General features: G+C 44.2%; 5 protein-coding genes and 1 pseudogene. 4 read left to right on the top strand and 2 right to left on the bottom strand.

Annotated elements, in window-relative coordinates:
* A pseudogene (locus AB4496_RS14510) lies at positions 1-400 on the top strand (hypothetical protein); the annotation flags it as partial.
* A gap of 210 nt (positions 401-610) precedes the next feature.
* Positions 611-1,129, top strand: coding sequence for a GNAT family N-acetyltransferase (locus AB4496_RS14505; protein WP_009845506.1), 519 nt, complete (start codon positions 611-613; stop codon positions 1,127-1,129).
* A 113-nt stretch (positions 1,130-1,242) separates the two neighbouring features.
* Here AB4496_RS14505 and AB4496_RS14500 read toward each other — a convergent pair whose 3' ends face one another.
* Positions 1,243-1,689 carry a DUF417 family protein gene (locus AB4496_RS14500; RefSeq protein ID WP_009845505.1) on the bottom strand — a complete coding sequence of 149 codons (447 nt, stop codon included), beginning with the start codon at positions 1,687-1,689 and terminating at the stop codon, positions 1,243-1,245.
* 281 nt (positions 1,690-1,970) lie between these two features.
* Between AB4496_RS14500 and AB4496_RS14495 the strand changes: the two genes are divergently transcribed.
* Positions 1,971-2,333, top strand: a complete 363-nt coding sequence (locus tag AB4496_RS14495) for a RidA family protein (RefSeq protein WP_009845504.1) — start codon at positions 1,971-1,973, stop codon at positions 2,331-2,333.
* A gap of 142 nt (positions 2,334-2,475) precedes the next feature.
* Here the strand turns inward: AB4496_RS14495 and AB4496_RS14490 are convergent, their stop codons facing one another.
* Positions 2,476-4,062: a BCCT family transporter gene (locus AB4496_RS14490; protein ID WP_009845503.1), complete on the bottom strand. Its 1,587-nt coding sequence runs from the start codon at positions 4,060-4,062 to the stop codon at positions 2,476-2,478.
* Between the two features lie 450 nt (positions 4,063-4,512).
* Here AB4496_RS14490 and AB4496_RS14485 point away from each other — a divergent pair, with 450 nt between their 5' ends.
* On the top strand, positions 4,513-7,671 hold the full coding sequence (locus AB4496_RS14485) for a chitinase C-terminal domain-containing protein (RefSeq protein ID WP_032555055.1): 3,159 nt from the start codon (positions 4,513-4,515) through the stop codon (positions 7,669-7,671).
* Positions 7,672-7,764 lie beyond the last annotated feature (93 nt).

The following is a 7,764-nucleotide window of genomic DNA, read 5'->3' as shown; positions in this document are numbered from 1 at the left end:
CTCTAGAACTACTTCAACTTGGAAATATAACAAGAGCATCAAAGAACAATTAAATCGTACTTATGTCGACTGGAATGAGCATACTTTTGGAAAAGGCGATGACTTTGGATTATCGACAGTCGTTAATGTTAAAAGTCATTTAAATAGTTTAGATACTGAAAATATCAAAACAAACATTATGGGTAGATATAAAGATTACTCTAGTAATGAATTAGGTGACGCATCTAAGGTCATACGGTCAAAGATAGTTAATGATCAGAGTAAAGAAATCACCTATTGGAAAACACTCTTTCGTGCATCTCCGACGACATATTCACGAAGAATAACATCGTCAGATCAAACTTCTGTATACGAAAAAAGTACTGACGGAACTAATTGGGTAGTATCGAGTAAACCGTAGTCGTTAAGTATGTATATAATTGATGGGGTGGGTTGCTTAAATGTCACGCCCCATTCACTTCTATTAAAAAATATCTTCCTATGCCCACTAGAACCTCACTTTCAGCTGCTAACTCTGAAATAAGTAGTGACGTACCGTTTACTCAGAGATTTGGGTACTCGAATTTCAATCGTAGGCAAGGCTTTCGAAATAACCATTGGGAGTACTCGTATGGATGTATTTTTGCATTTACTTCAAACAAGTGATGCTAGGGCGCTCTTGGAATTTGAAGTAGACAATAGAGATTGGTTCGAGATGTCTGTACCACCACGGGAAGAAAGTTTTTATTCACTTTCAGGTGTAGAGAAGCAGATTGCTAGTTTTTTAGCGGAATATGAAAGTGATGAGATGATTCCTATGTTGATAAAAGATGAACAAGGGATTATCTGCGGTAGGATTAATGTACGTGACATCGACGAACACGGAGAACGAGGAGAGCTAGGCTATCGAGTGGGTCACTCCTTTAGTTCTAAAGGCATTGCGTCTAACGCGGTGAGGAAGTTACTTATCTATTTGGCGGAGCACTCTTCCCTTAAATATGTGGATGCCTATGCGTTAGGGGGTAATGTTGGTTCCAACAAGATTTTATCCAAGGCCGGTTTTGGCTTAGTTGAGCGTGTAGAGAATTACGCGTTATTCAAAGGGCAAAATCAAGACGCTAATTATTATCGTAAGGTATTAGCTGAGTAGGTGAGTATCAGTGCCTTATTCATTAGAAGCTGGCAGCGTCCTTCTAGCCAGCTTATGGTTTTATGTTACTTAAAATAGATCTTTAGGTTTACGGCCACTTATTAGATTTACATTTACTTCTGAGGCTTGTTACGTTCGATTACGCTAATAGCGATAGCCAAAAACAGAATATCTTTCACTAGGAAGAAGTTAGTGACTAAGATGCCATCCGATACTTTCCAAACGTTTGGCGTGGTGACTAGAAAGCTCAGTGTCACAACAAAGATAGCCGCTGCTGCAATACCTGAATAGAAAGCAATTGTCGGTTTCTTAAATCCAACGAGCAGTCCAATCGCAACAACGATTTCCGCGCCACCCACCATGTTAGAGACAGCTTGTACTGAGAACAGTTTGTAAAGCCAGTTCATTGCTGGGTGGTTTGCAATTAAAGGCTCAATTAGCATCGCTTCAGTTGGCGTAAACTTGTAAATACCAATCCAAGCTAACACTAATGCTACACCAATCACGCCTAGGCTGTATCCGACGTTACTCTGTTTTAAATCATAGGTTTGAACATGCATAAAAGTACTCCATTTAATAAAATCTCTGAATATGACCGCAAGAGTTCAGATTAAATTTCGCGTTGAGAGTAATACTTAATATATTTATCTAGAAACTCAATAGATGGTGATTTATTGTTTTGATATTAATGCGTAGGCTAGTGATGTTGAACACCAAAGTCATAGGTTGGCGATAGTGCTGTTTAGCCGGTACTACGAGCTTTCTAATTTTTGTTTTCAATGTTAGGAATTTGGATTAGATTACGCTGATGTGCACCCTAATTATAAGAAGAGTATAACCAGTGAAAATTCATAGAATTAACCCGACCAAGCGTTGGTCTGATGTGACTGTGTTTAACGGTATTGCAAGCTTTGTTGAAGTACCAGAGACGGATACAACGGCAGGAATTAAGAGTCAGGTTCAGCAAATCTTCGAACAAGCTGAAGAAATGATGAGTTTGGTAGACAGCGATAAATCTCGTGTATTGTCAGTGACTATTTACCTAACGGATTTCGCTAACTTTGATGCACTCAATGAAGTGTGGGAAGAGTGGTTCCCTGAAGGCTGCGCGCCAAGCCGTGCGTGCGTGAAAGCAGAACTCGCTAACCCTGAACTATTGGTTGAGATGTCATTCATGGTTGCTGCTGGTGAAAAGTTTCAATAAGCCGAAATCTCGGTAGATACAAGCGCTAGTAGACATAACTATTAATAAAGTCGACAGCGAACAGATAAAAAAACCACTCAGGTGAATCACTTGAGTGGCTTTTTAGTGTTCTACGCTATCCGAAACTAAATCGGATTAGGTATTAAGCGAGGCCTTGATCTCTTGCCATCTGCTTCGCGATCTTCGGTGCATGCCATAGACATGGCAGCAAGATAAACGAAACAGGAACGGCAGTGATCACAATGAACGACTGCAGAGCTGAGATGCCGCCAGAGCCCATTGAGATAAGCGCGATAGCCACTGCCCCCATAATGACGCCCCAGAATGTTCTAACTGCTGAGTTAGGTTCTGTTGTGCCAGTCATTACTACACTGATGGTGTAGGTCATTGAGTCACCTGTGGTCACGATGAACGTGGTCGTCAGGATAAGGAACAGGATTGCAATCAGAGTCGGGAACGGTAGTTGCGAAGTAATAGCTAGTAGTACAGCTGGAAGGTTGAAACCTTCGAATGCGCTAGATATTACGCCTGGGTTCTCTAATTCAAACGCTAAGCCACTACCACCAACAATGCTGAACCAAAAACAAGTCACAAGCGGTGCAACGATGCTGATAGAAACGATCATTTGGCGAATAGTTCGGCCACGTGAGATACGAGCAATGAAGATCGCCATCATTGGGCCATAACCTAAGAACCAACCCCAGAAGAATACAGTCCAGCCACCTAGCCACGCAGTATCTTGGCGGTATAGCGCCATTGGGATAAAGTTGTCGACCATTTCACCGATGCCTTGTAGGTAACCATCAATGATAAAGCTGGTTGGGCCAACAAGGAGAATGTAAACGATTAGGCACACCGATAAGATGATGTTGTAACGGCTTACCAGTTGGATGCCTTTACTTAGACCACTTAATGCCGACAGCGTATACATTGCAATAGCGAATAGAATAACGACACTTTGGGTAGCAAAGCTATCAGAAATCCCAAACAGCTCGCTCAACGCATAGCTGATCTGTAGGCCAAGGAAGCCGATAGGGCCGATTGTACCTGCGGCTACTGCCACAATGCTGCACGCATCAACGACGTTACCAATCCAACTGTTGATTGCCTTGTCGCCCAGTACTGGGTAAAGCAGGGTGCGTGGCTTAAGAGGAAGGCCTTTTTCGTAGTGCAAGTACATAAGCACAATCGAAGAGAGACCACCTAAGATAGCCCATGCAAGGAAACCCCAGTGCATGAAAGATTGTGATAGTGCATTGAATGCCATCGCTTGAGGGTCTGCATTGCCATACAGCGGTGGAGCTGAAACAAAGTGAGCAATTGGCTCTGCAGCTGCCCAGAACACGCCACCACCCGCAAGGAGTGTACATAGGACGATAGACATCCATTTAAACGTGGTCATTTCTGGTAGGGCAAGCTTCCCTAAACGAACATGGCCTGTGCGACTTAGTGCAAGCACTAAACCGATAATGAAATTGAGTAGTAGTAGGACTTGCCAGAAAGCACCGAACCATTTAGTTGAGTAACTAAAGCCGATGTTGACAAGTTCGGACAATACGGAGGTGTTGGTGAAAGCAAGGATGACAAAGAGGGTCAGGAAACTGCCACTCAGCCAAAAGACTGGGTTTCCGAGTTCCAGTTTTTCACCCAAAGATTGAGCTCTATTGAAATCGATAGAAGTAGATTCTGCGTTGATGTTTTCGTTGGCGACTTGCGTCAAGTTGGACATTATTTCTTCGCTATATTTGGCTCTTTCAAGCCTATGTATTTCTCCCACATTCGGATAAAAATGTGAGGCTCGTCAAAAAAGCCGCTGATACTAACATATTTGTTATCCAAAAGTGGGCAATTTCATAAAATAATCTCAAATCGCCCCTAATTCCCTACTTTTTGGTTAGTTTTGATACGAATTCTCATCGAATCTAAATCATATTTCTAAATTTTGAGACACTATTTTTTTAGCTTTGCGAAATAAATTAATATTAGTTGTTGGTGCAAAATAAGTGTCGAGTCATTGCATGCTATAAACAAATTAATGCGAGTCATTTTATAAATAAGGAATATTTTAGGTGTTTAATTGGCACTGTTACCTACAGTTGTTTTGCGAAGGAATTTAAGTGGCAAAAAAAGTGTCATTTACTTTAAATATCTTAAAACAACAACTTAAGGGACTGCAAACATGCACCTAAATCAAGGAAGAGTGGCCAAAAAGGTTTTTACACTCAGTACTCTCACTGCGTCATGCTTAATGGCTTTCAATAGCTATGCGGCTGTGGATTGCTCAACGTTAGAAGCGTGGGATCCTGCCACGGTTTACACCGGCGGCGATCAAGTTTCACATGACGGTAGTGCTTACAAAGCCAATTATTGGAATCAAAATAACAACCCAAACCAATTCGAAGGTGACCATGCACAATGGAAGAAGGTTGATGTGTGTAGCGGTGGTGGTACGCCCAATGAAGTGCCAACGGCTTCGTTAACGACTCCATCAGCCTCTGACATAATCACTGAAGGCGATAACGTGGTGTTGAGTGCAACGGCGCTAGATTCTGACGGCAGTGTTACCTCGGTTGAATTCTTCATTGATGGAACTTCAGTTGCGGTTGTAACAGCTGCACCTTTCGAAGCGGCTTGGGCTGCAACGTCTGGTAGCCATCAGGTTTCGGTTGTTGCTACAGACAATGAAGGCGCGGCTAGCTTAGCGAGCGCGGTCTCTATTTCTGTCGATTCAGTTACACCTGGAAATGAAGCGCCGACAGTATCGGTTGCGCTTTCTGCATCTTCGGTTGATGTTGGTGGTGTGGTAACGCTTACCGCAACGGCAACAGACAGCGATGGTACGGTTGATAAGGTCGATTTTTATGTGGCAGGTTCTTTAGTCGGAACGGCTGCGACAAGCCCATACACGCTTAACTACACAACCACTCAAGCGGGTTCTTTAGCGGTTTACGCAAAAGCGACTGACAATCAAGGCGCAACGACAGATTCAGCGCTGGCTTCTTTGACGGTGAATGGCGTACCAACGGTGAGCACTTGTCGACCTGATGGCTTGTATCAAACTCAAGGTGTCGATGTTCCTTATTGTACGATTTACGATGATGAAGGCCGTGAGAAAATGGGCGCGGATCACCCACGTCGTGTCATTGGTTACTTCACCAGCTGGCGTGCAGGGGATGACCCACAAGCTGCTTACCTAGTAAATGACATTCCTTGGGAACAACTCACACACATTAACTACGCTTTCGTGAGCATCGGCTCAGATGGCAAAGTAAACGTGGGTGATGTGAACGATCCGAACAACGCAGCGGTTGGTAAAGAGTGGCCGGGCGTGGAAGTTGACCCAGCATTAGGCTTCAAAGGTCACTTCGGTGCATTAGCGACAGCGAAGAAAAAACACGATGTTAAGACTTTAATCTCAATCGGTGGTTGGGCGGAGACCGGTGGCCACTTCGCCACTGATGGTAGCCGAGTGGCTGATGGTGGTTTCTATACCATGACGACCAATGCTGACGGTTCTATTAACCATCAAGGTATCGAAACATTCGCAACTTCAGCGGTTGAAATGCTTCGTAAATACCAGTTCGATGGTCTAGATATCGATTACGAATACCCGACGTCAATGGCGGGCGCAGGTAATCCGTACGATAAAGACTTTATGGAACCACGTCGTCAATACCTATGGGCTTCTTACCAAGTGTTGATGAAAGTGTTGCGTGAGAAGCTTGATGCAGCCTCTTCGCAAGATGGCAATCACTACATGTTAACGATCGCGGCGCCTTCTTCGGGTTACCTACTGCGTGGTATGGAAACATTCGATGTAACCAAATATCTCGATTACGTAAATATCATGTCTTATGACCTTCACGGTGCGTGGAACGATCACGTAGGCCATAACGCTGCGTTGTTTGATACAGGTAAAGATTCAGAGTTAGCACAGTGGAACGTATACGGCACAGCGGCTTACGGCGGTATCGGTTACCTGAATACGGATTGGGCCTACCACTACTTCCGTGGTTCTATGCCAGCAGGTCGTATTAACATCGGTGTGCCTTACTACACACGTGGTTGGCAAGGTGTAACTGGTGGTGAGAATGGTCTTTGGGGCCGAGCAGCACTGCCAAACCAAGCTGAATGTTCAGCAGGTACTGGTGAAGGCGAGAAGAACAACTGTGGCCATGGCGCAATTGGTATCGATAACATGTGGCACGATACTGATCCGAAAGGCAACGAAATGGGTGCAGGTTCAAACCCAATGTGGCATGCGAAGAACTTAGAGAAAGGCATTTGGGGTTCTTATGCAGCAGCTTACAAGCTTGATCCTGTTAACGATCCTTCAGATGTTCTAATGGGGACTTACACGCGTAACTATGACAGCGTGGCTGTTGCTCCTTGGTTGTGGAACGCAGAGAAGGGCGTATTCCTTTCAACGGAAGATAAAGATTCTATCGATGTGAAAGCCGATTACGTTATCGACAAAGAAATCGGTGGCATCATGTTCTGGGAACTAGCAGGGGATTACAACTGTTACGTACTCGATGCGAACGGTAACCGAACTTCAATCGATACAACCGAACAGGCGTGTAATAGCGGAAACGGTGAGTTCCATATGGGTAACACTATGACGAAAGCTATCTACGATAAGTTTAAGTCAGCTACTCCATATGGAAACAAGGTTGCAACGGGTGCTATCCCAACGGAAGCATTAGATATTACTGTTTCTGTAGGTGGCTTCAAAGTCGGTGATCAAAACTATCCAATTAACCCTAAGATCACGTTTACAAACAATACAGGTCAAGCGCTTCCTGGTGGTACTGAGTTCCAGTTCGATATCCCAGTGTCTGCACCTGATAACGCAAAAGATCAATCGGGCGGTGGTTTGTCTGTGATTGCTTCTGGTCACACTCGTGCCAATAATATTGGTGGTCTAGATGGTCCGATGCACAGAGTAGCGTTTACATTACCTGCATGGAAAGAGCTTCCTGCTGGTGGTGTGTATGAACTCGATATGGTTTATTACTTGCCAATTTCTGGCCCTGCAAACTATACAGTGAATGTGAATAGTGTCGATTATGCATTTAGCTTTGAGCAGCCGGATCTACCACTGGGTGATATCAGTACTGGTGGCGGTAATCCTGGTGATGGCGGTACCAACCCAGGTACATGCGATACTGCGGGTTTAGCTGTATATCCCGACTTACCTCAGAAAGATTGGGCGGGTAACCCAAGCCACGCAAACACGGGCGACCAAGTGGTTCATAACGGTAGTGTTTACCAAGCAAACTGGTGGACAAGTGCCGAGCCGGGTAGTGACGGCAGTTGGACCAAAGTGTGCTCTTAATTTAAGGCTAAGCAATGTATTTATAGACAATAGAGCGTAGTAATAGGTAATAAATGCGAATGCTTTTAAGTCGATTTATCAGGGCTTTAGTAT

It is taken from the genome of Vibrio sp. 10N.222.46.A1, from assembly GCF_041473595.1.
Lineage (GTDB): Bacteria > Pseudomonadota > Gammaproteobacteria > Enterobacterales > Vibrionaceae > Vibrio > Vibrio tasmaniensis_A.
The sequence above is the reverse complement of the archived record's forward strand: the minus strand, read 5'-3'. Positions and strand labels throughout refer to the sequence as shown.